Annotated in this window: 20 protein-coding genes; 8 read left to right on the forward strand and 12 right to left on the reverse strand. The window is 72.0% G+C overall.

The genetic code is table 11. The features are described from left to right. Window positions 1-4: 4 nt before the first annotated feature. From IG99_RS22280 to IG99_RS22290, 3 genes are all read right to left on the reverse strand, one after another. A complete protein-coding gene (locus tag IG99_RS22280; RefSeq protein ID WP_037676606.1) occupies window positions 5-472 on the reverse strand; it encodes a Zn-ribbon domain-containing OB-fold protein in 468 nt (155 codons plus the stop codon). Between the two features lie 210 nt (window positions 473-682). Then, a complete protein-coding gene (locus IG99_RS22285; RefSeq protein WP_037676608.1) occupies window positions 683-1405 on the reverse strand; it encodes a TetR family transcriptional regulator in 723 nt (240 codons plus the stop codon). Window positions 1406-1524: 119 nt separating this feature from the next. Beyond that, window positions 1525-2373 carry a bifunctional methylenetetrahydrofolate dehydrogenase/methenyltetrahydrofolate cyclohydrolase gene (locus IG99_RS22290; protein ID WP_037676609.1) on the reverse strand — a complete coding sequence of 283 codons (849 nt, stop codon included), beginning with the start codon at window positions 2371-2373 and terminating at the stop codon, window positions 1525-1527. A gap of 549 nt (window positions 2374-2922) precedes the next feature. Between IG99_RS22290 and IG99_RS22295 the strand changes: the two genes are divergently transcribed. Then, entirely contained in the window at window positions 2923-3747 is an 825-nt protein-coding gene (locus IG99_RS22295) for an ATP-grasp domain-containing protein (protein WP_037676611.1), read from the forward strand. A gap of 71 nt (window positions 3748-3818) precedes the next feature. After that, window positions 3819-4496 (forward strand): peptidoglycan-binding domain-containing protein, encoded by a 678-nt coding sequence (locus IG99_RS22300; protein WP_037676612.1) that lies wholly within the window; start codon window positions 3819-3821, stop codon window positions 4494-4496. 135 nt (window positions 4497-4631) lie between these two features. Here the strand turns inward: IG99_RS22300 and IG99_RS22305 are convergent, their stop codons facing one another. The 7 genes from IG99_RS22305 to IG99_RS22335 all read right to left on the reverse strand — a co-directional run bounded on the left by IG99_RS22305 (window position 4632) and on the right by IG99_RS22335 (window position 14748). Continuing rightward, window positions 4632-7076 carry a SpoIIE family protein phosphatase gene (locus tag IG99_RS22305; protein WP_078947829.1) on the reverse strand — a complete coding sequence of 815 codons (2445 nt, stop codon included), beginning with the start codon at window positions 7074-7076 and terminating at the stop codon, window positions 4632-4634. Between the two features lie 87 nt (window positions 7077-7163). Further along, a complete protein-coding gene (locus IG99_RS22310) occupies window positions 7164-7727 on the reverse strand; it encodes an antibiotic biosynthesis monooxygenase (RefSeq protein WP_037676614.1) in 564 nt (187 codons plus the stop codon). A 534-nt stretch (window positions 7728-8261) separates the two neighbouring features. Further along, window positions 8262-8642, reverse strand: coding sequence for a hypothetical protein (locus IG99_RS22315; RefSeq protein WP_037676615.1), 381 nt, complete (start codon window positions 8640-8642; stop codon window positions 8262-8264). 284 nt (window positions 8643-8926) lie between these two features. Beyond that, window positions 8927-9847: a MurR/RpiR family transcriptional regulator gene (locus IG99_RS22320; protein WP_037676616.1), complete on the reverse strand. Its 921-nt coding sequence runs from the start codon at window positions 9845-9847 to the stop codon at window positions 8927-8929. 48 nt (window positions 9848-9895) lie between these two features. Continuing rightward, the gene (locus tag IG99_RS22325; protein ID WP_051865792.1) at window positions 9896-11506 is read right to left on the reverse strand and encodes an ArnT family glycosyltransferase; all 1611 of its coding nucleotides are present in this window, start codon (window positions 11504-11506) and stop codon (window positions 9896-9898) included. A gap of 196 nt (window positions 11507-11702) precedes the next feature. After that, window positions 11703-13622, reverse strand: coding sequence for a phosphatase PAP2 family protein (locus tag IG99_RS22330; protein WP_037676617.1), 1920 nt, complete (start codon window positions 13620-13622; stop codon window positions 11703-11705). 217 nt (window positions 13623-13839) lie between these two features. Beyond that, window positions 13840-14748, reverse strand: coding sequence for an N-acetylglucosamine kinase (locus tag IG99_RS22335; RefSeq protein ID WP_037676786.1), 909 nt, complete (start codon window positions 14746-14748; stop codon window positions 13840-13842). A 265-nt stretch (window positions 14749-15013) separates the two neighbouring features. On the opposite strand from IG99_RS22335, the gene IG99_RS22340 reads away from it, so the two are divergent. The 6 genes from IG99_RS22340 (at window position 15014) to IG99_RS22365 (ending at window position 23214) form a co-directional block, all read left to right on the forward strand. After that, window positions 15014-16147, forward strand: a complete 1134-nt coding sequence (locus IG99_RS22340; protein WP_234311917.1) for an ROK family protein — start codon at window positions 15014-15016, stop codon at window positions 16145-16147. Between the two features lie 273 nt (window positions 16148-16420). Beyond that, window positions 16421-17746: an extracellular solute-binding protein gene (locus IG99_RS22345; protein ID WP_037676620.1), complete on the forward strand. Its 1326-nt coding sequence runs from the start codon at window positions 16421-16423 to the stop codon at window positions 17744-17746. A gap of 119 nt (window positions 17747-17865) precedes the next feature. Then, entirely contained in the window at window positions 17866-18777 is a 912-nt protein-coding gene (locus IG99_RS22350) for a carbohydrate ABC transporter permease (RefSeq protein WP_037676621.1), read from the forward strand. After that, entirely contained in the window at window positions 18774-19676 is a 903-nt protein-coding gene (locus IG99_RS22355; protein ID WP_037676622.1) for a carbohydrate ABC transporter permease, read from the forward strand. Before IG99_RS22350 ends, IG99_RS22355 begins: the two co-directional genes overlap by 4 nt. A 2-nt stretch (window positions 19677-19678) precedes the next feature. Further along, window positions 19679-21379, forward strand: coding sequence for a hypothetical protein (locus IG99_RS22360; protein WP_037676624.1), 1701 nt, complete (start codon window positions 19679-19681; stop codon window positions 21377-21379). A 5-nt stretch (window positions 21380-21384) separates the two neighbouring features. Beyond that, window positions 21385-23214: a hypothetical protein gene (locus IG99_RS22365; protein ID WP_037676625.1), complete on the forward strand. Its 1830-nt coding sequence runs from the start codon at window positions 21385-21387 to the stop codon at window positions 23212-23214. Between the two features lie 6 nt (window positions 23215-23220). Here the strand turns inward: IG99_RS22365 and IG99_RS22370 are convergent, their stop codons facing one another. Further along, window positions 23221-23832: a hypothetical protein gene (locus IG99_RS22370; protein WP_037676626.1), complete on the reverse strand. Its 612-nt coding sequence runs from the start codon at window positions 23830-23832 to the stop codon at window positions 23221-23223. Between the two features lie 4 nt (window positions 23833-23836). Then, the gene (locus IG99_RS22375; protein ID WP_037676628.1) at window positions 23837-24496 is read right to left on the reverse strand and encodes a nucleoside/nucleotide kinase family protein; all 660 of its coding nucleotides are present in this window, start codon (window positions 24494-24496) and stop codon (window positions 23837-23839) included. Window positions 24497-24498 lie beyond the last annotated feature (2 nt).

Raw genomic sequence — 24498 nt, forward strand, 5'->3', positions numbered from 1 at the left:
GGAGTCAGCGCCAGGCGCGGTACGGCTCGTCCAGCAGCTGGAAGACCGGCTCGCCGCGGACCGGGTCCTTGACCGTCGACAGGCGTACCCGGTCACCGCTGTGGATGCCGATGGGCGGGCCCATGACCCGGCCCCGCACCACGAAGCCCTCGGTCATCTCGACGAGCGACACGTTGCGCGCGGCCGGGGTGTTGCGGTGCACGACGGTGGAGTGGCGGACCGTGCCCGTGCCCTCGCTGCGCTCCGTGCGCAGGTCGCTGCCGCGACACACCGGGCAGAGCACCCGGTGGTACATGGCGGTGCCGCACCAGGTGCAGCGCTGGAAGAGGATCGCGTCCGACGTCGAAGCCGGCGTCAACGCGGGGGCCGAGGCGGGGGCCGAGGCGGAGAACGAGCCCCGGGCCAGGGGATCTAGGAGGGCCGTCGCGGAACCGGCTGCCTGCTGAACGGCGCTTCCTGAGCGGTGGTACACGCTGGTCAACTCCCTGCGCTCGGGCGGAAATCGCGCGTGCGCGGCTCACCCGTGCACGCCTGTGCCCGGTTCACCGTGCCACCGTGCACGGGCATCAGAGTATGGCACTCAGTGCCACTCGTAAAGGCACTGCGTTCCCCGAAGTTCCCTGAGTGCCGAGGTTCCCGAGGCTTCCGACGTCCCCCGGAGTTTCTCCGGATCGAGCGGTGATCAGGCCCGCCCCAGCGCGGTCTCGACCTCCTGCACCACCCGCCACAGCGGTGCCTCGCGTCGGGTGACGACCACGACCACGTCGTCGGGTCGCTCGCCGGTGATCGAGGCCACGCGCACCGGAGCCGCGCCGAAGGCGGACTGCACATAGCCCAGCGCGTGGTCCACCGTGGCGCCGGCGTCGCCGCGCCCCTCCGAACGCAGCCAGGAGCGGAGGGCGTTGTTGTGGGCGGCCACCACGGCGGCCGCGATCACGTCCGCCCGCAGGTTCCCGTCGGCCCGGCCGATGAAGCGGCCGCGCAGGTACTCGGCGAGGGCCCGCTCGTAGCGCCACACCACCGACAGCTCGTACGCCCGCAGTCCGGGCACCTTCTTGGTCAGCCGGTAGCGCTGCACGGAGAAGCCCGGGTTCTCGGCGTACATCCCCAGCACCAGGCGGGCCGCGTCGCACACCCTTCGCACCGGCTCGTGCCCCTCGTCGCTCGCCGCGAGGAAGTCCGTCATGTCGGCGAGGCAGCGTTCGTGGTCGGGGAAGACCACGTCTTCCTTGGAGGGGAAGTAACGGAAGAAGGAGCGCCGTCCGACGCCGGCGAGCGCCACGATGTCGTCGACGGTGGTCCGCTCGTAGCCCCGCTCCAGGAAGAGCTGGAAGGCCGCCGCGACCAGGGCGTCCCGCATGGGCGGCTTGGTGGACGCCGCCTCGGCGCCGCTGCTGGAGCTCATGGACGTGAACGTAGCACCGGAGAGACAACGATGGCACTCAGTTCCCTCGAAGCCGAGGATCGGGGGAACTGAGTGCCCTTCGTTGCTCTTCATTGCCCTTCATGAAACGGGGGTCGAGGTCAGAGCCGCTCGGCCGCCTCCACCACGTTGGTGAGCAGCATGGCCCGGGTCATCGGCCCGACACCGCCCACCGGCGGGGCGTACGACCCGGCGATGCCGCTCACGTCGGGGTGGACGTCGCCGAGGATGCCCTCCACCGTCCGGGTGAGGCCCACGGACAGGACCGTCGCGCCCGGCTTGATCCAGTCCGGCGTGACCAGGTGCGCCACACCGGCCGCCGCCACGACGACGTCGGCCACGCGTGTGTGCGCCGCGACGTCCTGGGTGGCCTCGTGGCACAGGGTCACCGTGGCGTGCTCGGTGCTGCGGGTCAGCATCAGGCCGAGCGGGCGGCCGACCGTGATCCCGCAGCCGATGACGCAGAACTGCTGGCCGGTGATGGCCACGTGGTTGCGACGCAGCAGGTCGATGATGCCGCGCGGGGTGCAGGGCAGCGGCGCGGGTATGCCCAGCACCAGACGGCCGAGGTTCGCCGGGTGCAGCCCGTCGGCGTCCTTCGCCGGGTCGATCAGCTCCAGCACGGCGTGGGTGTCGATGTGCGCGGGCAGCGGCAGCTGGACGATGAAGCCGGTGCACGCCGGGTCGGCGTTGAGGCGGAGCACCGCGGCCTCGACATCGGCCTGGGAGGCGGTGGCGGGCAGCTCCACCCGGATCGAGGCGATCCCGACCTGCGCGCAGTCGCGGTGCTTGCCGCCCACGTAACTGCGGCTGCCGGGGTCGTCGCCGACCAGGATGGTGCCGAGGCCGGGGGTGACGCCCCGGTCCCTCAGCGCCTGGACGCGCAGGGCGAGTTCGTCCTTGATGTCGGCCGCGGCGGCCTTTCCGTCAAGCAGTGTTGCGGTGGTCACGGGAGTCGCGAACCCTTCGGGAGACTCGGGAGAAGACTCGGAGGAGGACGCGGAGAAGATCCGGGAGAGGACGACGCTGTCCGGGACCCGGCGCGCACGCCCCGGCCCTCGATGTGCCATCGTACGGCCCACGCCGGCCCGACCCCGCCCGCGAAGTAACCTTTCGCCGCGGGAAGCGCACAGTGCCCGGCCACACCGAGCCCGCCCCCTGTGCCCGCCGCCCGTCCACCGTGCCCGTCGGTCCACCGAGCCCACACGGATCCCCGCCCGCCGCGCCCGTGTGCACGGCCCGACCGCCGTACCCGTCCGTCACCGGGCCGGCCGCCCGCCCACCAGACCCGCTCGTCCAACGAATCCGCTCGTCCAACGAATCCGCTCGTCCAATGAACCCGCTCGTCCAATGAACCCGCTCGTCCAATGAACCCGCTCGTCCACCCCGGCCGGCGGTCCACCCCGGCCGGCGGTCCACCGCGCCCGCGCGTGACCCCGCCCCCGCGCGTGACCCCGCCCGCCGTGCCCCGCCCATCGCACCTCGGAGGAGCCCCCCGCATGACCCGCCGCCCCCGCCTTCTCTACGTCACCGACCTCGCGTACCAGGCCCGCGGGCGCCGCTACTGTGACGAGGACATCCACCTCACCGCCCGCCTTCGCGAGGACTTCGACCTGGCGCTGTGCCACCCGCTCGACGCGGCCGCCCTGATGGACGCCTACGACGCCGTCGTCGTCCGCAACAGCGGCCCCGTCCTCACGTACCAGGCACAGTACGAGGACTTCCGTGTGCACGCGGTCCGCAGCGGCACCCGGGTCTACAACCCGCTCACCGGCAGGGCCGACATGGCGGGCAAGCAATACCTCCTGGACCTCAGCGCCGAGGGCAGGCCGGTGATCCCGACCGTCGACCGCCTGGCGGACCTGCACCGCCTCCCGGAGACCGACCGCTACGTCGTCAAACCCAAGCTCGGCGCCGACTCCCTGGGCCTGCACATCGTCACCGCCGACCGTCTGCCCGGCCTCGTCGACGGGACCGTCCTGGTCCAGCCGTGCGTCGACTTCGCCTACGAGGTCTCGTTCTACTTCGTCGACCACGACTTCCAGTACGCCCTCTACGCTCCGCACCCCGACCGGCGCTGGCAGCTCGAACCGTACGCCCCCACGCCGGCGGACCTGACGTTCGCCCGCGGCTTCGTCGAGTGGAACGGCCTCGCCCACGGCGTCCAGCGCGTCGACGCCTGCCGTGCCCCCGACGGCGACTTGCTGCTGGTGGAGCTGGAGGACCTCAACCCCTACCTCTCCCTGGACGCCCTCGACGACACCGCACGCGACGCCTTCGTGACGGCCCTGAAGGATTCCCTGCGGCGCTTCCTCGCCGAATGAGGCCCCGCTGAACCCGCGCGGCGGCGCGCGCGTATCTCTCCCCGAGGACCACGGGACGGAAGGAGAGCAGCGTGCCGACACCGCAGGAACCCGGGGCGCCGGACGACCGCCCACCGCTCGAACCCATCCGCGTCATGCGGCTGCGCCGAACCGACGCCCTCGCGGAGCTGTTCAAGGAGCTGACCCAGGACACCGGCGAGTACGAGTCCGTACGACTTCCCCGGTCGGCGCCCGGATCCGAGGCCGAGACACAGGAACTGCCTCCCGTGTCCACCGGCCGTCGCGACCCGGCGCGTGACCGCGTACCGCGCCACCGCCCCCGGTCGGGCCGCGGCACGCTCGTGGCGGCCTGCGTCCTCGCGGCGGCGCTCGTCGGCTTCGGCTGCGCCTTCCTGCTGCCCGGCGGTAAAACCGCCGACACCGCCACCCCCGCACCCCCGACGAGCGCCCCCGCCCCGACGGCCGGCACCGCCGCTCCGGCCGCCCCGGCTCCCCGGCCCTCCACCGACCCCGACGGCGCCGGCACCCTGCGCGAGGGGGACTCCGGCGCCGAGGTCACCGACCTCCAGCAACGCCTCCTGCGCATCCCGAACGTCTACGACCACGGCCCCACGGACGGCCGCTACGACGCCGTTCTCACCGAGGCCGTGGCCCGCTTCCAGCTCTGGTACGGCATCCGCGGCGACGAGACCGGCGTCTACGGCGACGACACGCGGCGCGACCTGGAGTCCCGCACCGGCGGGGGCTGAGGGGTGCGCCGGCTCGAACAGCGGGCGACGCCGCGGGAAAGCGGCGGCGGCCAGGAACGGCCGCACAGCATGATGGAGCCGGTGAACGGTTGCCGCGGCACCGTGACGAGGGCGCCCGAGCGGCTACCGGGACGCTCAGTCCCCGTCGGCACCCGCCCCGTCGGCGTCATCGGCGTCCTCCGCGTCCCGCGGCACGCGGATGTCGAGCACGCACACGTCGTCCTGCTGCTCGCCCTCCCGCATCTCCGTCAGCAGCCGGTCCAGGGCGTCCGGCTCGCCCGGGGCATGCTCGCCCACGGTGCGGGCCAGCCGCTCCAGGCCCACGTCGATGCTCTCCCCGGGCCGCTCGACCAGACCGTCGGTGTACATCAGGAGCCGGTCACCGGGCTCGAACAGGCACTCCGCCTCCTCGTACACCGGTGTGTCGCACGCCCCGAGCAGCATGCCGCGCGGACGCGCGAGGTAGCGCACCTCGCCGCCCCGGTGCAGCAGCGGCGGTGGATGGCCGGCCTGCGCCCAGGCCAGCCGGCGCTGGTCGGGGCTGTAGCGGGCCAGCACGATCGTCGCCGTGCTCTGGGAGTCGCGGGAGTGCAGCAGCAGGGTGTTGAGCCGGGCGAGCGCGCCGGTCAGCGACGAGCCCGTGATGACCATGCCCTTGGTGGTGAAGCGGAGCTGAGCCATCGTGGCCACGGCGTCGATGCCGTGACCGGCGACGTCACCGACCACGAACAGGGCGTCCCCGTCGGGCAGTTCGATGGCGCTGAACCAGTCGCCGCCGACGTTGAGCCCCGACTGGGCGGGGAGGTAGGCGACCGCGACCTCCAGCCCGGCCGGCCGCGCCACCTTCTTGGGCAGGGGCAGCAGCGCCTGCTGCAGTCGGGCGGCCAGGGTCCGCTCGGCCTGGAGCACACCGTGCTGGGTCAGGATCGCCCGCTCGGACTCCACGAGCGCCAGCTCCGCGCTGCGTTGCGCGGTCAGGTCCTGCACAAAACCGTGCACCTCGACCGGGGTGCCGTGGATGTCCGCCACCGCCTCGGCGACGGCCCGCAGATGCCGGACGCCCGCGCCGGTGCGGATCCGAAAAGGGATGTCGAACGGCTGCCCCGCTTCGAGGAGGCCCGTGACGGCGCGGGTCAGCGCGGGCACGTCCTCGGGCAGCGCGAGGGAGGGCAGCTCGGGCAGCCGCACCGGGCCGTCGGCGGGGTCCCGGCCGAAGAGGGAGAACACCTGGGAGGACCAGCTGGCCTCGTGCGAGACCAGGTTCCAGTTCGCCCAGCCGAGGTTGCCCAGCCGCTGCACGTCCGCCAGCCGCTGCTCCTGGCGGTCCGAGGGCTCGTGCCGGATCCAGGTGACGATCAACCCGTCGCCCAGCTTCGCCACCCGTACGAAGTACGTGGACAGTTCGGAAACACCGCCCACGACGTGTGTCCGGGCGAACGGCCGGCCCTCGTACGGCTCCCCGGTGGTCAGGGCACGCAGGCACCCCTGCCACAGCCCCTCGCCCACCACGGTCGGCCAGCACTCCAGGAACCGCAGGCCGACCATCTCCCGGCCGGCGCGGCCGACGGCGTCGGTGGTGTCCGCGGTCGCGGCGTCGATGCGGTAGTCCTCGACCTCGCCCGACGGGGTGCGCAGCGGGCTGAGCAGAACGGCCGCGCCCGGCAGCCCGTCGAACACCGCCTGTACGGTGTCCGCCTCCCCTTCGGCGACGGGCCGGTGGCGGATGTCGACGGTGCGCAGCCAGCCCGCGCAGAGCCGGACTGCGGCGCGCAGGTGTTCGCGGACGCGGGGTGTGAACGGCTCTTCGTGGCGACGCAGGAAGCCGAGGACGATCTCGGCGGTGCCGCTGGGCGGCACGGGCAGCCAGGCGCGGGACTTCCACCGCTCCGGCGGGTCCCCGATGAGCAGGTACTGCTCGCGGTCCTTCTCGACATCCTCCAGCCACCGCTCCTCGCCGGTGCGCAGGGCGTCCAGCGCGGCGATCCCGGCCAGCGGCGGCACATGGCGCCACTGGGTGGCCAGAGTGTTGTCGACCCCCGCGTGACCGACGAGTTCGAGCCCGCCGGCGGGCAGCCGGGAGTAGATCATGATTCCCTCGGCGCCGGTGCCCGGCGCGAGGTGTTCGAGCAGACACCTGGCGAGATCCTCGGTGCCGCCGGTCCGGGCGAGGGCCTCGGCGAAGCGGCCCAGCGCGGCGGAGTCGTCGTCCGTGACCGGGTCCGCGGACGCGACGTCGTAGGACTGGGCCTCGGCGGCGCCCGGTGCGGGGTCAGGGACGGTGGCGTGCAGTGGTGGCGCCAGCGTGCCGAGTGTGATCCAGCACTCCTCCAGGAGGGTGCGGTTGGCCGCCTTGGCGCGCTGTTGGAGGTCCTCCTGGGCCGCGTCCGGTGTACACCCGGTCAGTGCCATCAGCGCGCCCTTGGCCCGCTCCAGCACCGCCGAGGTGGCGGCGAGGTCCTGGAGCCGGTCCATCTCGGCGCGCTGTCGTGCCACGACTCTGGTCAGCGCGACCAGGTCGGGTACAGCACCCGGTTCCGCCGGGACGGCGGGTTCGCTCGTCACGCGACGAGCATGGCACATCGCGCCGCGATGGAGAGATGCCTTGACCTTCCCCGATTCACTCGCACGTGGTAGGACGTGCCGATTTTCCCGGCTCGTACCGCTCTCTCAGCGCTCGGGCGGCGGATACAGCCACAGCCGCAGCAGCCGGCTGAGCCGTGGCATGACGAGATAGGTGAGCGTCGGCAGCAGCACCAGCGGGAACACGGCCGCGCGCAGGGGCAGGGGCCACTCCGTCGTGCGGGGCGTCACCAGCCACTGGATCAGCAGCGTGAACGGGTAGGCGCCGAGGAAGGTGGTGAGCACCATCTTCCATCGCGGCGGCGACTGCACCGCGGTGCCGGGGAGGCTGAACCAGGTCTCCATCCCGCTGGTGGACTGCCGCTCGGTGCTCTCCTCCGAGGCGATGCCCTCGATCCGCGCGTGCCACTCGGCCCGTTCGTCGGACTCCAGCCAGGCGGTGAGCCGGTGCGGATCGCTGAAGCGCAGCACCGCGTGGAAGCGGTGGCCACCGTCCTGAGGACGCAGCCAGGCGACGCCCTCGTTGCCCGGGAAGCGGCGGGCGCAGCGGGTGACCTGGTGGGTCCACTCCTCGAACTCGTGCTCGTGGCCGGGCCGTACCCGCCAGGTCAGGACGGTGGTTACCGGTTCGTGCCGGGTGGTGGTACTCATGTTCACCACGGGTGCCACGTATGGCGGCGGCCATGCCTGCCGTACGCTGCGGGGCCGTTCCGCGGCCGCCGTCGGCAGGCGGGGCCGTCAGCGGGGCGCGGCTGTAAAGCAGGCTGGGCCGCCAGCGGACAGTGGCCGTCGACGGGGGCCCGTCGGTGGACGGGACACAAACGGACGTTGGGCCGTCGGTGGTCGTGTCCGTTGGCGTGCGGAATCCGTTGGCGGTGGGGTCCGTTGGCGTGCGGGATCCGTTGGCGTGCGGGCCGTCGGCGTGCGGGTCCTCGGCGTGCGGGATCCGTCGGCGTGCGGGTCCTCGGCGTGCGGGCCGTCGGCGTGTGGGTCCCTCGGCGTGCGGATCCGTCGGCGTGCGGATCCGTCGGCTGGCAGGACCCGTAGAACGGCCGGCCGGGCCCATTGGCTGGCGGGCCCGGTAGAACGGTCGGGCCCATCCGCGGGCGGGGCCCGTAGCACGGTCGGGGGCCCATCCGCGGGCGAGCCCGTCAACGGCCGTGGGTCGTCAGCGGCCGGAGGCCGTCAGCGGGTGGTGCCGTGGTCCACGAGCGCCTGGCTCACCGCGCGGACGCTGCGGGCGATGTGCTGGAGCTGCATGACCTCGGCCGCGTACAGCTTGATGGTGTGCTCGATGACGGACTCCGGCAGCCCCAGGCGCGGGAGGTCGGCGCGGGCGGTCTGCAGGGCGGTGCGGGCGACCCGTATCTCCTGCTGGACCTGGATCTCGGCGTGACGGGCGAGCAGCACGGGGTGGCGCAGGAGGACGGGATAGCTGGCGTAGCGGGCCGGTACGAGTTCGCGCAGCCACTTGACGGCCGAGCGCTCCCAGTCGAAGCTGCCGGGGGTCTTGACCTGGCACGGCCAGTCCGGGCCGATGCGCGTGATCGTCGTCGTCAGTGCCATGTTCGTCGCTTCCGGGTGTGCGGGTCGGAGGGGTGGTCCGACGGGGTGGGCGGCCCCGGTCCAGGGGATGACCGGAGCCGCCGAGGGCGCTCGCGCAGGCGATGCCCCGAACACCCTGGTCGCCGACGCGGGTAGGGGACGGCGGCTCCGGGCGTTCGTTGTGGAGCCCTAGGTGGGCGGTGCGGCGTGAGCAGTATTTATATATGCCGTCGCCTTTGCAAGACGTATGAAAACATTCATGCGTGATTTGAGTGCAAGGCGGCTTATGTATGAAATCGGTGAGCTCAGTCCCGGAGGAAGAACTGGTGCTGCTCCGAGATCTGTTCGTACTCCTCGAGCCGGGCCTGGGTACGCTCCGGACCCGCGTCCGTCATGGCCTGGAGCAGCGCGGCCGCCATCACACCCGGCGCGGCGTAGGAGTCGAACACCAGCCGGGACCCGGTGCCGGTGGCGAAGGTGACGTCCGCTTCGTCGGCGACCGGACCGAGCGCGAGGTCGGTGACGAGGGCGACCCGCAACCCGGCCTTACGGGCGACCCGGACCGCGCTCAGCGTCTCCTGGGCGTGCCGGGGCATCGAGAACGCCAGCACCCAGGTGCCGCCCGCCTCACGGGACTGCAACAGCGCGTCGTAGGCGACGCTGCCGCCCCGGTTCACCAGCCGCACGTCGGGGTGGACACGGCGCGCCGCGTAGGCGAAGTACTCGGCGAGGGAGGCCGAGATGCGCAGGCCCAGGACGGTCAGCGGGGTCGACTGCGACAACTGGCGGCCGATGTCGATGACCTGGTCGGGGTCGGCGAAGTCGCGGCGCAGGTTCTCCAGGTTCGTGATCTCCGCGTCGACCGCCGCCTGGAGCTCGTTGCTCTTGTCCTCCTCGGCCGTGCCGCCGCCGGCCAGGGTGCCGAGGGCGATCGACTGGAGCTTCTCGCGCAGCGCGGGATACCCGCTGAAGCCCACCGCCCCGGCGAACCGCGTCACCGAGGGCTGGCTGACCCCGACGCGCTCGGCGAGATCGGTGATGGAGAGGAACGCCGCCTCGGTGATGTGCTCGATCAGGTACTGGGCGATGCGGCGCTGACCCGGTGACAGATGGGGCCCGTCGAAGAGCGCCCGGAGCTGGGAAGTAGGGGCGGCCTCGGCCCGGGGAACCGTCTTTCCCGAGGTGATCGCGGATGCCTGTGCGCGTGCCTGCTGCGGCGATGGCACCGGTGCGCCTCCTTTGTCTTCCACGAGAACTCAACATAGCTCAGCCGCTCATCTGCGGTAGATCGTGATCGAGTGCCCGACCTCGTCGATCGGACGACCGCTGTCGATCAGCCCGGCCAGCCACCCCTGCGCCTTGGCCACCGCGGTGTCCGACACCACCAGCAGCCCGCGCACCCGGTCGGCGGGCACCCCGCGCGGATCGGACGCCTCGATGCCGTACGACGCCGGAAGGCCGCTGCCCTTGTACACCAGCCAGACCCGCTCGCCCGGATACCGCTCACGCAGCCGGTCCGCCAGCCGGCCCAGGTCCTGGCCCCAGTCCACGTTGGAGTCGTGCAGCAGCAGATGTGTCCTCGCGGGCCCGCCGAACGCCTCGTTGGAGTAGGGCAGGTAGTAGGGGAACGTCCGCAGCGAGCTCACCGCCACGAACGCCAGCAGCACCCCGGTCACCAGTGGCCCCCAGCGCCAGCGCACCGCGAAGACACAGCCCGCCGCCACCGCCAGGAACACCGGTAGGAAGATCGCGTACCGAGTGCCGAAGTCCCGCGCCCCCTCCATCGCCACCACGAGCAGCACCGCGGACGGGAGCAGCACGAAGGGCGCCGCGGGCCGCAGCCGCCGCACCGCCAGCAGCACCACCGCACCGGCCGTCCACAGGGCGAGCATGCCGAGCGGGGTCTTCACCAGCAGCGCGGCCGGCAGGTAGTACCAGCGCGACCCGTCGTAGAGACGGCCGAACAGGAAGCCCTCCCACGGCCGGTTCTCCATCCAGAACTGGACGCGCATACCGTCCCGGTAGGCCGCCGGGAACGGCAGCGACCGGACCAGCAACGCGCGCTTCCCGCGCAGCGGCGGCACCGCTTCCAGCGGCTCCCAGCGCAGCCGGGGATCGACCATCAGATACGTCGCCCATACGACGGCGAGGGCCACCACCGCCACCACCGCGGCCCGCGGCAGCGCCCGCGACCAGTTCGGGGAGCGCCCCCGCCACGCGGTCAGCGCGGCCAGACCCACCAGCACCACGGCGGCCGGCAGCGCGCTCATCTTGGTGGCCATCGCCGCACCGAGCGCCACCCCCGCGAGCGGCACGTACAGGCGCGGCCGCCGGCGCGCCCGCCACAGCAGCCACACCGACGTCAACAGGAAACCCGCCACCGGGACGTCGAGGGTGGCCAGCGAACCGTGCGCGATCAGGTCGGGGGAGAAGGCGTACAGGGCGAGCGCCGCGAGGCCGGCCCGCGTACCCGCGAGGTCACGGGCGAAGGCGAGGACGACCAGACCGAACAGCAGCGTCAGCGCGATCACCGGCAGACGGGCCCAGAGCATCAGCCGCCAGGGATCGTTGCCCGACGCGTACAGCAGCCGCTGCCCGAACGCCTCCTGGGTCGCGGCGGGAGTCGGATCGAAACGCGGGTCGGCGAGTGCCACGCCGACGCCGATGACCAGCTTCCCGAGCGGTGGGTGCTCGGGGTTGTAGCGCAACCGGTGCTCGTGCAGATAGTCGGCCGCCGCGCCGACGTACACCGGCTCGTCGATCGTCGGCGTCTGCTGGACGGCCGTGGTGACCATCGCGACGCCCATCTGGGCGAGCAGGACGACCACCAGGAGCCGTACCAGCCATGGTCCGCGTGCCCGGCCGGGCGAGCGCGCGAGGATCATGCGGAGAGGCATCGCCGGGGTCTTCCCCGGCTTCGGCGCGTGCGGTGCCGGTGCCGGTGCCGGTGTCTGCGAGTCGACCACCCTGTGCTGTGCGCGTGCCATCATCCGCCCCACGGTGACACCTGTCCGAGCGGCGGCGGGGGCCGGTGCGCGGGGCCGCGTCGGGCCCTCCGCGCCGGCCCCCGCCGCGCCGGCGTCACCGCTTCAGGATCCGTACCGACAGACCTTCCGCCGTGTACACAGGTACGGCCCGCAGAGCGTCGGAGTTCACCTCCACGCGGTCGAACTGCCCGCGCAGCGCCGGGGCGCCGATCACGCGGACCGTGCTCCCGGCAGCCGGCGGGCACTCGGGGTCGAGCCGCAGCGACAGCACACTGCCCGCGCCCAGGACGACCCGCCGGGTCACCGTCAGGACCGCCTTGTGCCGGCCCGCGCGCAGGGTCGGCGCCAGGGCGGCGGACTCCTGCGCGAACACACCGTGCACCTGCACCGGTTCGTCGACCCGCAGCGTGCCGCCCAGCACCCGGACGTCACCGTGGCCCAGCGCGTGGCCCGAGGCGGAGACCAGCACACCGTCCTCCAGCACGGTCCCGCCCGTGTACCGGTTGTGGCCGGTCAGGGTGAGTGTGCCGGTGCCCTTCTTCGTCAGACCGCCCCGGCCGTCGATGTCGTTGCGCCAGACGTCGGCCGCCCCGAAGCCACCGGCCGCCGCGTCGAGGGCGACCGTGACATCGGAGTCGAAGGAGCCGTAACCGTCCGCCGCGGCGAACAGGTTGAGCCGCCCCCACTGCTCGAAGCCGTCCAGCAGCACGTACCCGGAGGGCAGCGCCGTCGTGCGCAGCACCTCGCGCCGCTGCGCCGCGTCCAGGTACGGCAGCCGCGTCTCCAGCAGCACCTCCGCGCCCTTGGGCACGGTCAGCGGTTCCCGGCGGCCCTCGCGGGTCAATACGTAGGTGAGGCGCGGCTCGACCGATCGGGCGTTGGCGGCGCGGTCGGCGTACGGGTCCTCGGCGAGGGGGGCGGAGTGCGCGTAGGCGTACAGGGTGTCGGCCGTCGTGCCGGTCTTCTCCTGGAAGTACGCCAGCGCCTGGGCGCGCGCCGCCTTCTTCAGATCGGCGTTGGCCGGGTCGGCGAGCGTGGCGGCGGCCAGCGCGGTGGCCATGATCCGGCCGCCGATGACGTCGACGGTGGAGTGCATGCCCGACATGATCCGGGTGTGGCTGAGCTCGAGGGCCCGCGTCACCAGCTCCTGGAAGCGCTCGGGGACGGCGTACGCGTACGCCAGCGCCGCCAGGTGGAAGGCGTTGGTGTGACCGCTCGGGAAACCGCCGTCGTCGACGGGCGAGGTGCTGCGCTGCCGCAGCAGCTGCTTCGCGACGACCACCTTCGAGTCGTACACCGGGAAGCCGAACTCATCCGTACGGCCGGTGTCGACGACCTCGCTGTCCTCGTTCATGCGCCACGGGCGCGGGTACTGGAAGGCGTACTTGCCCGGGTTGCCCGAGGCGAACGGGCCGCGCACGGTGTCGACGAGCTTGGCCACCAGGCCGAGGTCGGAGGTGTACGAGCCGGCGCCCAGCGCGGAACCGGCGGGCGCGTCCGCAGGCACGGAGTCGTCGATCTTGGTCGGGGGAGTCGTGTCCGGGGCGCCGGTGATCGACGTGACCGCCTTGGCGCCCGCCTTGTACAGGCCGGACAGCCGGCCCAGGCCGGCGATCATCGCGTAGCTCTGGTGCTGGCGGTCGTAGAGGAACGCCTCCTTCGCCTGCTCCTCGGTCCGTGCGGTGGTGAGGCGGGCGCAGTAGCGCATGTTGGCGCGCAGCACCTCGGGGCGCAGCGGGGTGCCGGTGTTCCAGGCGGCGCCGGTCTTCCACACCTCGGCCATGCCGCCGAGGATCCGCACGACCGCGTTGGTCTCGGGCGTGAGGTTCGCCAGGACGTTGGTCTTGTAGTCGTCGACGAACGCGGCGGGCGCGGTGGCGGCCTTGGCGTCCGCCGCGCCCAGCCATCCGGCGAACGTCGGCGCGGCGAGCAGCGCGGCCGAGCCGCCCAGGGACGTTCTGAGGAAACCCCTCCGGTTCAGGGTGGGGGAGTGGTGCCCGGCGGGTGACGGCATGGATGTGCCTCTCTTCAGTTCTTCGGCGGTGTGGCCGTGGGAGTCGTGCGATCTTGCCTGATTCGACGGGGACTTGAGTGACCCATGGGTCAGGTGGTGCCTACGAGCGAAGATCTACGGCCGAGTTGTGTCCCATCGGCGAGGGTCCGGCGGCCGGGACGTGGCCCGCGGGTGAACGCGGGACCCACGGCTCAGGGGGCCCGGTCCCGCCCGCCGCTCACAGCAGCGACCGTGCCAACGTCACCGCGCCCTCGACCGGAGGCTCCCGCAGTGGCCTGGCACGAGCCGCCGGCACGGTTTCGGCGAGGGAGGCGGTGAAGGCGTCGTAGAGCGCGGGCTGGGACAGCACGGTGCCGCCCGCGACGACCACGTCGTCGACGACGGCCCCGCGCGCGGCGAGGCGTGCGACGAGCGCGGCGAGGGAGCGGCCCGCCTCGGCGATCACGGTACGGGCGAGCGTCGAGCCCGCCTCGGCGGCCGTGAAGACGACGGGAGCGTGCCGGCCCCATTCGGCCGAGACGTCGGTGGCGCTCTCCAGGGCCGCGCCGAGCGCCGGTACCTCCGGCACACCGAACGAGGCCACGAGACCGAGCGCCAGCTCGTCCGGTTCCTCGCCCCGGTCGTGCGCCGCCCAGGCGGCACGGGCCGCCTCCCGGACGAGTCCGGCGGCGCCGCCCTCGTCACCGAGTACGGCGCCCCAGCCGCCCACCTGGACGGCGGTGCCGTCGGGCAGCCGCCCCACGGCGACGGAGCCGGTGCCGGCGACCAGGCCGACACCCTTGTCCAGACCGGCGGCGGGGACGAGGAGCTCGGCGTCGCCCACGACCAGCGCGGGCACGTCGAGGGCGCTCTCCAGCGCGGCGCGGATCCGCGCGCACTGGGGTGGGGTCTCACAGGCGTGCGCGCCCACCGCCAGGGCGGCGGGACGGGCGTCGGCCGGCAGGGCCTCACGGACCAGTCCGGCCAGCCAGTCGGCGGCGGCCGCGGTGTCGTGCGGTCGCCAGCCGCCGCTCGTGCGGACGTGGTCGACGACGCGGTGGTCCCCCGCGAGAGCGCGGAGGTGCGTCTTGGTGCCGCCCACGTCGATGCCGAGCACGAGCGAGCTGGCGTAGGGGGAGTCCTGCACGGATCCTCTTTCGTCGGTGCGCAGTGCTGCGACGGCGGGCGAACCGTGCCTGAAGGACGGGCAGTTGAAGACCTCGGGAAGCCCCGGGACGGGCTTCTGACGGAGCACGGCAGGCGAGTACCGTGACGTTCGTTAGGAAGTTAACTAACGAAGTACAGTGCGTCAAGAGGAATCCCATCGCCGCATCCCCCGGAGCCGTTCGCGAAGCCGACCGCCCGGGAGAGAGCGGCCCGTGACCTGTGTGGGGTAACCGTTGGAACACGACGTGGCAAGAGCCCCGCGCCTGACCGAGAGCGCGGGCGCGGTGTTCGCCGTGCTGGCCGGGGCGAGCAGCGCGACCCGGCCGCAGCTCGCGAGCCTGGCAGGCCTGTCCAAACCGACGGTGTCCGCCGCCGTCGCGGAGCTGGAGAGCGTCCGGCTCGCCGCCCACTCCGGTACGGCCTCCAGCGGCACGGGCCGCTCCGCCGCCGTCTACCGTCTCGGGCCGGCCGCCGGCGCCGTGCTCGCCGTCGACCTCGGCCCGGCACTCACCCGGGTGCGCGTCTGCGCCCTGGACGGCACGCTGCTCGCCGAGGCCAGTGGCTCCCGGGCGGATGCCGCCGACGTGGTGCGCGAGGTACTGGGCGCGCTGCCCGCCGACGCACCGCTGCGCACCGTGGTCGTCGCCGTCGGTGACGTCACCGCACGGGAGAGGGAGGGCACCCGCATGCGCCCCGCCACGGCCAAGGCCGGCCCCGTCTTCGACGCCATGGCCGTGGCCCTGCCGCCGGGCGTTCCCGTCCACCTCGAGAACAACGTCAACTGCGCCGCCCTCGCCGAACTGCACGAGGGTGCCGCGCGAGGCCGGCGCACCTTCGGCTACCTGCGCATCGGCGTCGGTATCGGCCTCGGCATCGTCGTCGGCGGCCAGGTGCTGCGCGGAGCGAACGGCGCCGCCGGTGAGCTGGCCCGGCTGCCCTACCCGTGGGACGACGGCCGCGAACCCCGCCACGAGGCCCTGGAGGAGTACATCGGCGCGCGTTCCCTGCTGCGGCGGGCCGCGGAGGCCTGGCCGAGCACCGACGGCCCGTGCCCCGGCACCGCCGAGCAGCTCTTCACCCTGGCCGGGGAGGGCAGGGCCGCCGCCCGCGCCGTCGTCGACCGCCATGCCGTGGACGTGGGCCGGCTGGCCGCCGCCGTGACCGCCGTACTGGACCCGGGGCTCGTCGTGCTGGGGGGCAGTACCGGCGCGTACCCGCAGCTCCTGGACGGTGTCCGGGCCGAGCTCGCCCGACTGAGCTGGCCCACCGAAGTCGTCAGCAGCACGCTTGGTGATCTCGGCACCGTCGTGGGCGCGGCCCGGCTCGCGGTCTCCCGAGGAGTCCAAACCGTGACCGAGGCCGCGGGGACGAAGGATTGACGGCTTCCACTCCATCTGCCAATGTCCGGACAAGCGCTTTCTAAGTCGGCCGGGACGCCGACTCCGGGTAGCCTCCCGCCCGTACGCGAAGTACGGCAGCCGCACGAGGGCGTGCTCGTGCGACGACGGCCGGTCATGGCCGGGGACCCCACCCGTCAAGGCGATGCGGCCGGGCGAGGCCGTGCCCCCGGAAAGCGAAATCTCCTGCAAAATGCACCCGTGCCGCCTCGGCTGGCGCCGTGCTCCGTCCAGTACGACGAAAAGGGATCGAAAATGACCAGTGTGGGTGTGCGGCGCTCCCGCCGACTCGGCGGCGGCATACGCCGTGTGGTTCCCCTCGCTGCCGTGGCCACGGCAGGTGCCCTTCTGCTCTCCGCCTGTGGGTCGGGGTCCGACTCGGGCGGGACCTCCAAGTCCCTGACGTTCTGGATCTCCACGGTTCCGGGGCAGGACGCGGGCTGGAAGAAGCTGGTGGCGCAGTACAAGAAGGAAGCCGGCGTCTCCGTCAAGCTCGTCAACATCCCCTACGACGGCTACACGACGAAGCTGCACAACGCCGCGCAGGCCAACTCCCTGCCCGACGTGGCGGCCGTACCGGCGCTGGACCCGATCTGGTCGAGCAAGCTGATCGACCTCAGCTCCATCGCCAACAACAAGAGCTACAACATCAACGCCAACTTCCTGGCCAAGGACTCGTCCGGGAAGGTGCTGTCCATCCCCTCGGACGTCACCGCGTCCGGCCTGTTCATCAACAAGTCGCTGTTCGAGAAGGCCAAGGTCCCCTTCCCGACCTCGCCCGACAAGACCTGGACCTGGACCGACTTCATCAAGGCGGCGAACAAGGTCCGCGAGAAGACCGGCGCCAAGTACTCCCTGACCTTCGACCAGTCGCCGTCCCGGCTGCGCGCCATGGTGTACGAGATGGGCGGGAAGTACGTCCACGCGGACTCCTCCGGCAAGTTCTCGGTGGACAGCGCGACCAAGAAGGCCGTGAACACCTTCGTCGGGTGGAACGACAACAAGACCATGCCGAAGTCGGTGTGGACCAGCGGCGCCGACCCGTCCGCCATGTTCCAGAGCGGTGACGTGGTCGCCTACTGGTCCGGCGTGTGGCAGGTCGCCGCCTTCGCCGACAGCATCAAGAAGTTCGACTGGGCGAGCGTCCCGACGCCCGCCCAGCCGGTGCAGGCCAGCGACGTCAACGCCGGCGGCATGATGGTCGGCTTCAACAACAACGGCGACGCGGCCACCGCCGCGCAGAAGTTCCTGTCCTGGGTCTACGAGCCGGACCACTACCGCACGCTGTGCGAGGCCTCCGGGTTCCTGCCGGTCGAGAACGGTCTGAACCCGAAGTACCCCTTCACCTCGGAGGCGGCGCAGGCGGCGTTCAAGCTGTACAACGAGGAGATCCCGCTCTACGCCCCGATCTCCGGCTACTTCAACGGCGCGCAGACGCAGTGGGTCCTGAAGGGCAAGAGCATCACCGAGGACCCGACCAAGACGGAGCTCGGCAAGGCGATCAACGGCCAGCAGTCGGCCGACAAGGCCCTGGAGAACATCGTGGCCGGCTACAACCAGCAGGTCGGCGGCGGATCGTAGGCCGCAGGGCCGGGCGGCGGGGGTGAGACACCGCCGCCCGGCCCTGTACGCGCCCCTCGATCCCGGGCTCATGGCGTGAGCCCACCTGCAATCCCTTCCACCAGCACGGAGTCAGGAAGATGACCACACACGCCTCGACCGTGTCCGCGAGCCCGCCCAGGAAACGCAGTAAGTACACCTTTGCGCCGCTCGTCCTTATCGCGGCCAATGTCGTGCTCTTCGCGCTGTTCTTCGTCTGGCCTGCGGTGATCGGGCTTGTCTACTCCTTCACGAACTACACGGGCGTGGGGGTGTTCCAGTGGGTCGGACTGGACAACTACCACAACCTGTTCGGGGACTCCACGTTCTACGACGCGCTGACAAGGACCCTGCTCTACACCGTCCTGTTCGTCCCGCTGAACTTCGCGCTGTCGCTGCTCGCCGCCAACCTGGTGGTGAGCAAGCACGCCAAGGGGTCGTCGCTCGCCCGCGTCATCTTCTTCATCCCGTGGCTGCTGTCGCCCATCGTCGTGGGTGTCCTGTGGCGGTGGATGTTCGGTGAGAATTTCGGACTGGTCAACTACGTCATCGAGAAGCTCGGCGGCGGCGCCGTTCCGTGGCAGTCGAACGCGGACCTGTCACTGCTCGTCGTGGTCATGGCGGCGTCCTGGATGTGGACCGGCTTCACGATGCTGCTGTTCATAGCGGCGATCAAGAACGTACCGGTGTCGTACTACGAGGCGGCCTCGCTCGACGGCGCCGGTCCGTGGCGCCAGTTCATCAGCATCACACTGCCGAGCATCGCACCCACCTCGTTCATCGTCATCCTGCTCAACACGATCAACGCGATGAAGGAATACCCGGTGTTCGTCGCCCTCAACAACGGCGGACCCGGATCGTCGAACAACCTGCTCGTCCAGTACATCTACGAAACCGGCTTCAAGCGGGGCCAGATCGGCTACGCGAGCGCCGCGTCCTTCGTGCTCATGCTCATCCTGATGGCCGTCGCGATCATCCAGCTGATCGTCAACCGGCGGGTGGAGAACCGATGACTACCACAGACATGCCACGCCCGCTCGACGCCGACGCCAAACAGCCCGTTTCCAAGCAGAGCCCCCGCAGCGCGGCCCGCGGTGGGATCCGGCGGGCGGTACCCGCGACGACACTCCTGTGGATCCTGGCGTTCCTCTATGGGTTCCCGGTGCTGTGGTTCATCCTCAGTGCCTTCAAGCCGGCCAGCGACCTGTTCTCCTATCCGCTGACACTGGTCCCGCACAACCCCACCCTGTCGGGATTCAGGGCGGCGTGGGACAGCGCCAACTTCTCCCAGTACTTCATCAACACGGCCATCGTGTGCGTGATCACGACGATCCTCACGGTGGGTGTCAGCTGCTGCACCGGGTACGCGCTGGCCAAGTACGACAACAAGTGGCTCAAGGCCTTCTTCCTGTGCATCCTGGCCACCACGATGCTGCCGGGTGAGGTCATGCTCGCCCCGGAGTTCCTGGTGGTCCGTAATCTCGGCCTCTACAACTCCTTCGCCGGCATCGTCCTCCCGGCCGTGCTCACCGCGACCGGATGCTTCATGTTCCGCCAGTTCTTCCTGACGGTGCCCGACGAGCTCGTGGAAGCCGCGCGCATCGACGGCGCCCGCGAACTGGCGATCTTCGCGCGGATCATGGTGCCGCTCTCCCGGCCCATCATGCTGACCCTCGCGATCCTGTCGTTCCAGTGGCGGTGGAACGACTACATCTGGCCGCTGCTGATGCTCAACGACCCCAACAAGTTCACCGTGCAGATCGGCATCCAGAGCATCGTCGGCGCGCAGAACATCAACTGGTCGGTCCTGCTCGGCGCGTCGGTCATCTCCATGATCCCGCTGATCGCCGTCTTCCTGGTCTTCCAGCGCTACGTCATGGGTGCCGACATCAACGCCGGTCTGAAGGACTGACCTTGGCCGCTCCGATCGACCACGAGTTCGTCCGCGCGGCAGCGCTCGCCGCCGACGGGTCGGCGGACCCGTCGGCGGAATTCATCGAGCCGCACCGCGCCCTGGCCCGGCGGGTGAAGACCCTGGTCGCGGCGTACCGCTCGCCGGAGTCGGCCCTGCACGGCAGCGAGCAGGCCGTCACCGCCGCGCTGACCCACCTCCGTGCCCTGCGGTCCGTGCAGACGGCCTCCGGCCTCTTCGCGGGCGGCGACAACGTGCAGTCGCCGCCGGACTCCGCGTTCACCGTCAACGACGTGTGCGACGCGCACGTCCTCGCCGCGGGCGCGGGGCCCGAACTGGCCGACGTCACGGCGGCGCTCGCCGAGATCGCCGGCGCCGCCGCCGAAAGCCTCCTGACCGGCGGGGTCCACACCCCGAACCACCGCTGGGAGCTGAGCGCGGCGCTGGCCCGGCTGCACCGGTCGTTCCCCGACGACCGGCTGCTCGCCCGCGCCGAGGAGTGGCTCGCCGAGGGCGTCGACATCGACGCGGAGGGCCTGTACTCGGAACGCAGCGCCGTCTACGCGTCCATCGTGACCAACCCGGCGCTGCTGTTGCTGGCCGAGGTGCTCGGGCGTACGGACCTGGTGGACGCCGTCGAACGCAACCTCACCGCGACCCTGGGCCTGATCAGGCCGGACGGCACGGTGGAGACCGTCCACTCGCGCCGCCAGGACCAGAGGCTGTCGTTCGCGCTGTGGCCCTACCTGCCGCACTACCGGCTGCTCGCGATCCGCACCGGCCGGGGCGACTTCGCCCGCGCGGCGCGCCTGGCCGCCGCCGGCGGTATCAACGACCCCGACCTGCTCGCCCAGACCCTCCTCACCCCGGATCTGTGCCGCGCCCTGCCGACCCCGGACGCGGAGCAGCTCCCGCGCGACCGGTACCTCTCCACCGCACGCCTCGCCGCACACGTCTCGGCCACCGCGCACACCGTGGTGTACGGCGGCTCCGACGTGCCCGAGCACCGGCGCATCCGCTCGGGCCTCGCCTGCAACCCCACCTTCCTGCGCATGTTCGCCGGTGCCGCCGTCCTCGACGCGGTCCGCCTCTCGCGGGCGTTCTTCGACCTGGGCCCGTTCCGCGCCGCCGACATGGAACAGCTCGCCGACAACCGGTACCGGCTCACCCAAACCCTCACATCCGCCTACTACCAGCCGCTCCCGAAGGACCTCAGGCGCGACGACGGCGCCTACCGCCTGGTGGACGAGGGCCGCTTCTCCGCGGCGATGGCCTTCCCCGACCGCCCTCAGGACGAGGTCTCCCACACCACCCGGGTCGAGGTCGACCTGCGGGACGACGGGGCCGACCTGCGGATCGACATCAGCGGCCCATCGGTGCCCTGGTCCCTCGAACTGACCTTCCGGCCGGGCGGCGAGCCGCAGGGCGCCGTACCGCTCGGCGACGGAAGCTGGTGCCTGACGACCGAGCCGTTGACCTACCGCGTCGGCGACGACGAGATCCGGGTCGAGGCCGCCGTCGAGACGGGCGAACCGCTCGCCGGACCGGACCGGAGCGACGTACTGCGCTACGACCCCGGGCAGGACTACACCGTGGTCGGCGGCACCGACGCGACGACCGGGAACCGCGTCTACCTCGGTGGGCACGGACCGCAGACACTGACCCTCACACTGCGCGCCACCTCTCAGGGCATGAAGGGCTGATCTCCTTGCACCTCCCCCGCCAGCTCGGCCCGTTGCACGACCTGCCGGACTCTCCTGAGGCTTACGACGCCGTGCTCGCCGACGTCACCGAGCAGGCGCTCGCGCGCCTCACGCCCGAGGGCAACCTCGAACACCCCGACTGCGTCGACGACATCGGCGACACCTCGCTCGGTATCACCTCCCTGCTCGCCCTCGCCTGGCAGCGGAGCAAGGACCCGCGACTGCCGGAGGCGGTCGGCCGCAGCCTCGCCTTCCATCTGCGCGAGCGGGTGTACACCGACGACAACCCCGGCTACCCGAACCTGAAGGTGTGCAACTCCCGACTTCCGTACGCCCGTTACACCCTGGCGGCGGGCGCCCATCCCATCGGCGACTGGCCGAGCACGGTCTGGGCACTGCTCCAGGCGGTCAACGTGCTGGATCTGGCGGACGGTCTCGTCGAGGACGAGGCCCGGGGTCACCTCGTCGACGTGGCGCGCGGGTACTGGCGCTGGCTCACCGAGGCGACCTTCTTCAACCCGCAGGAGGCGGGCAACCAGGCGATCGGCTGTGTGGTCGGCGGCCTGATGCTGGCCAAGCATCTGCCGCCGCCGGAGGGGGAGTCGGTCCGACAGCGGGCGCTGGAGCTGTACGTCGACGAGATCCACGCCCACCGCGTCCGCGACCGGGGCGCCCTCCTGCCCCCCGAGCACGGCGGCGCCTACGACAACAACTACGGCCCGATCTCCCTGTCCTTCCTCGCCCAGGCCCACCGGGTCAGCGGCGAGGCGATCTTCGCCGAGGACGGCGACGCGCTCGCCCGCTACATCGACGCCCGCCTGACGAACGGCGGCTTCGACAACGGCGGACCGCGCTACAGCGAGCAGCACTCCGCCTTCGAGTCGGTCCTCGGCCTGCGCTACTTCGGCGCCCGCATCGGCTCCGACCTCGGCCGTTACCGCGGTGACAGCCGCTGGGCCCGGCACGCGGTCAAGGCGGACGGCGGGGTCGACGGCCACTTCGCGTGGATGCTGGTCTGGCAGACCCAGGACGACACGCGCTGGCACCGCACCCCGTCCGCCGTGACCGCCCGCCACCAGCTGCGCGCCGGCACGGTCTCGGTTGCCTTCGACGACCGGATGACCCCGTCCCTGGTCGAGGCCGACGGCATCTACTACCTGCCCGCGGCCGTCAACCGGCAGCACGGGTTCGGACCCGTACTCGACGGTTTCCTGCTGTGCCGCCCGATGGGCGAGGTCCGCGTCCGCGACGTCCGTACCGAGGGGCTGGCGGCCAAGCTGGTCACCAAGCCGGTGGTCGGCCGCGACCACGTCCTGCGACATGTGCGCTCCCTGTACGTCACCGACGGCACGCGGCTGTGGATGACGGTGGCCGTGGAACGCCTCGACGGCACGCCGTACCTGCTGGCGGGTCTGCCCTACGCGGCGGACGACGGCGACCGGGTGCGCCGAACGGCGGACGCCCGGGTCACATCGGCCGGTGCCCTGCGCCTGACCCACCCGCACGCCGGGGACGTCCACCACTTCGACGCCCGCTCCGAACAGACCCAGGAACAGGCCGCGTTCGCCCTGGCCGCCGACCCGCGCGGCTACGGCAACCCGGACGAGGGCTGGCGCCACCTCGTCGCCTCCTCGGCACTGGAGGCCGACCCGGCTCCGGACGCACCGCACGACCTGCACGTGTTCGCCGTGCGCTACGGTCCCGACGCGCCGTTCACCCCGTCCTTCGAGCTCGACGGAGAGGTCCTGACCGTGCGGACGGAGGCCTTCACCGCCGTCATCGGGAGGCCGGCGGGCGACGCGCGGGGCGAGCCGGAGCTGACGCTGCGCCCCTGAGCGCGATCACCAGGGCAGGCCGAGCAGTCCCCAGCCACGCCGCTCGGCCTCCCCGACCGCCACGGCCCACTCGCGCAGCAGCGCGGCGAACTCGTCGAAGTCCGCGATCCACCGCCCCGGACGGGCCGCGTGCACGTCGTAGGCCGGTCGCAGCCCCTCCAAGAGGGGTTCGGCCCGGGCCCAGTGGGCGGCCAGGGCCGACACCGTCGGGGGCGGGCAGGCGACCAGGAGCCCTGGCCGCCAGGGGCCGTGGTCGGGCGGGAGGAGACCGTCGAGGGGCGGGGCGACGGGGTCGTCGTGCCAGAACAGGCCCCGCAGAAACGGGTCCAGATCCTCCCGCAGCGCCGGCACGGCGAAGTCGCGTACGTCCTCCCACGCCTGCCCGGCCCAGAAGTGCGGCTTGTACGAACCCGTCGTGCCGGGGAACTCGTACCGCGCGCACCACGGCATCCCGGCCGCCGCCGGCCACACCCAGCCGTGTCGCGGCTCCACGTCCCCGTCGAGGCCGACGTCGGCGTCGGGGAAGACGGCATCCTCCAGCAGCCCCAGCCGCTCGCGGACCGGCGTGGCCCTCAACGTTCCCCAGTCCAGCGCCAGCACGCTGATGTCGAGGCCCATGGGGTCACCCCAGGGGCGCGGGCAGCGCCGACTGCCGCACCACCAGGTCCGCCCGCTCCCGGGTCGTCGCCACCAGGTCGGCGTTGCGCTGGTCCGTGCGCATGACCCAGGCGACCGCCTCCGCGTGGCTCTTGCCGAACCGCTCGTGCCGGGAGACCAGCCGGTTCACGCGCTCCTCCTCGTCCATGGCGCAGAACCAGACCTCGTCCAACTGCGGCCGCACCCGCGCCCAGGCGCCCGTCTCCAGCAACAGGTAGTTGCCCTCGGTCACCACCAGCCGAGCCGTCGGCGGCACCGCGATCGCCCCTGCCAGCGGCTGCTCCAGGACCCGCTCGAAACCGGGCGCGTAGACGATCTCCTCACCGTCGGTCTCCTCGCGCAGCCGTCTCAGCAGCGCCGCGTAACCCGCCGCGTCGAACGTGTCCGGCGCGCCCTTGCGGTCGCGGCGGCCGAGCCGGTCGAGCTCCACGTCGGCCAGGTGGAAGCCGTCCATGGGCACATGCGCGACCCAGGGCTCCCCGGAGCCGTTCAGCTCGCGTACCAGGTGCTCGGCGAGGGTCGTCTTGCCCGCGCCGGGGCTCCCGGCGATGCCGAGGAGCGCGCGCCGCCCCCCGGGGACGAGGGCGCGGGCCCGCAGCAGCAGATCGTCGAACGTCAGGGACACAC

The organism is Streptomyces griseus subsp. griseus (assembly GCF_000720255.1).
Lineage (GTDB): Bacteria > Actinomycetota > Actinomycetes > Streptomycetales > Streptomycetaceae > Streptomyces > Streptomyces griseus_I.

What these genes read in the sequence shown, in the direction of transcription:
- IG99_RS22285 (WP_037676608.1), bottom strand. Translation starts at nt 1,405, where the DNA reads ATGAGCTCCAGCAGCGGCGCCGAGGCGGCGTCCACCAAGCCGCCCATG.
- IG99_RS22295 (WP_037676611.1), top strand. Translation starts at nt 2,923, where the DNA reads ATGACCCGCCGCCCCCGCCTTCTCTACGTCACCGACCTCGCGTACCAG.
- IG99_RS22305 (WP_078947829.1), bottom strand. Translation starts at nt 7,076, where the DNA reads ATGTGCCATGCTCGTCGCGTGACGAGCGAACCCGCCGTCCCGGCGGAA.
- IG99_RS22310 (WP_037676614.1), bottom strand. Translation starts at nt 7,727, where the DNA reads ATGAGTACCACCACCCGGCACGAACCGGTAACCACCGTCCTGACCTGG.
- IG99_RS22315 (WP_037676615.1), bottom strand. Translation starts at nt 8,642, where the DNA reads ATGGCACTGACGACGACGATCACGCGCATCGGCCCGGACTGGCCGTGC.
- IG99_RS22325 (WP_051865792.1), bottom strand. Translation starts at nt 11,506, where the DNA reads ATGATCCTCGCGCGCTCGCCCGGCCGGGCACGCGGACCATGGCTGGTA.
- IG99_RS22330 (WP_037676617.1), bottom strand. Translation starts at nt 13,622, where the DNA reads ATGCCGTCACCCGCCGGGCACCACTCCCCCACCCTGAACCGGAGGGGT.
- IG99_RS22345 (WP_037676620.1), top strand. Translation starts at nt 16,421, where the DNA reads ATGACCAGTGTGGGTGTGCGGCGCTCCCGCCGACTCGGCGGCGGCATA.
- IG99_RS22350 (WP_037676621.1), top strand. Translation starts at nt 17,866, where the DNA reads ATGACCACACACGCCTCGACCGTGTCCGCGAGCCCGCCCAGGAAACGC.
- IG99_RS22355 (WP_037676622.1), top strand. Translation starts at nt 18,774, where the DNA reads ATGACTACCACAGACATGCCACGCCCGCTCGACGCCGACGCCAAACAG.
- IG99_RS22370 (WP_037676626.1), bottom strand. Translation starts at nt 23,832, where the DNA reads ATGGGCCTCGACATCAGCGTGCTGGCGCTGGACTGGGGAACGTTGAGG.